Source organism: Streptomyces sp. NPDC016677 (assembly GCF_055562815.1).
The window spans coordinates 1-1290 of sequence record NZ_JBVHEO010000047.1 but is presented as its reverse complement, the minus strand read 5'-3'; the positions used below and the strand labels follow the sequence as shown (position 1 = coordinate 1290).

2 protein-coding genes are annotated in these 1290 nt (G+C 32.2%); both read left to right on the top strand.

What is annotated here, in order from left to right:
- On the top strand, positions 1-978 hold a 978-nt coding region (gene mobP2 / locus ACZ3IG_RS36195; RefSeq protein ID WP_467437487.1), incomplete at its 5' end, for a MobP2 family relaxase.
- A 107-nt stretch (positions 979-1085) separates the two neighbouring features.
- Positions 1086-1290 (top strand): DUF5511 family protein (locus ACZ3IG_RS36190; RefSeq protein WP_467437486.1); only part of this gene is annotated, 205 nt, incomplete at its 3' end.

Here is a 1290-nt window from a genome sequence, read left to right as displayed (position 1 = left end):
CAAGATGTCATTAGTTTTGATAATGACTTTCTAATAAAAGAGAAATTGCTCAATCCAAAAACAAATGAATTAGATGAAAAGAAAATTCAATATGCTAGTAGAAAGATGATGGATAGTATGTTTAAAGATGAAAAAATAGAGTCCGGTTACTGGTTTGCTTCTATTCATCGAAACACAAAACATATTCATATTCATTACGGCACAGTGGAGCTTCAAAACACAAGGGAATTAATGACGGTAGAAGAAGATGGTGTTTCTTACTTAGCTCCTAAAGGCAAACGAAAACAAAAGACAATTGATAATATGAAAAGCACTTTTGCGAATGCCTTAATAGATCGTACGGCCGAACTTTCCAGGATTTCCGAATTGAGAAATACACTAGTTGATGAGATTAAACAAACGTATGCAGAAGATAAGGAATACCTCGAACAAGTAAAGATATTAAAAGACATATATAGTGTGCTGCCGGCAAATAAAAAACATTGGCAATATGGGAGCAAACATGTGACAAATCAAACTAGAAATAAAATTGATTACGTCACAGAATACTTAATGAGAAGTAACCCTCATTACAAAGAGTACTTAGAAAAAACAGAAGAAGAAAGTAGCTATAGAAAAGAGTTGTTTGGTGATACTCAAAGAGCTGACAAGGATTATGGATGGAATAAAAAGAAAGACATTCAAAAGAGGTTAGGAAACGCCTTATTAGCTCAAATGAAAAAACAATCAACGGATTCTGAAGTAATGAAAAGGAATTATCTAGATAATCCTTATTCAAAAAAAACCAATCAAGAAAGTAGCTATAAAGAGAAAACAAATTATAAAAAAGGCAGCTATAAAAAGCCCTTAATAAGTCGAAAAACCATGCACCAATTAGAACGGGCAGTAAATGATGATTATGCAAAGTACAGAGCAGAAAAAGAACATGAACAAGTGCAACAAAGAATTGCCCGGGAACAGGAAAGAAATGAATTTTAGTTATTAGTCTTTTATTCCTTAAAGGAGGTGAAAGGTATGCTTTCTAATCTATTTAAAAAGGAGAAAAAACTAAATAAAATGCTAGGAGGAAAAGGAACATGTTAGAAATGGAAAACGATTATTCAGTTGGAGAACTATTCATGATTGAGGAAATCGATGCAGAATCAAACAAATTGATTCTAGCTAACTATGTATTTAATAAAAGAAAAGAAGTAAGTGTATCCGATGAAAGGATTGCATTCTACGCGAACCAATTTGATCAGGCAGTAGAAAATAATTTATTCCTTTTTGTTGAGTATGATGAAAGAAGAG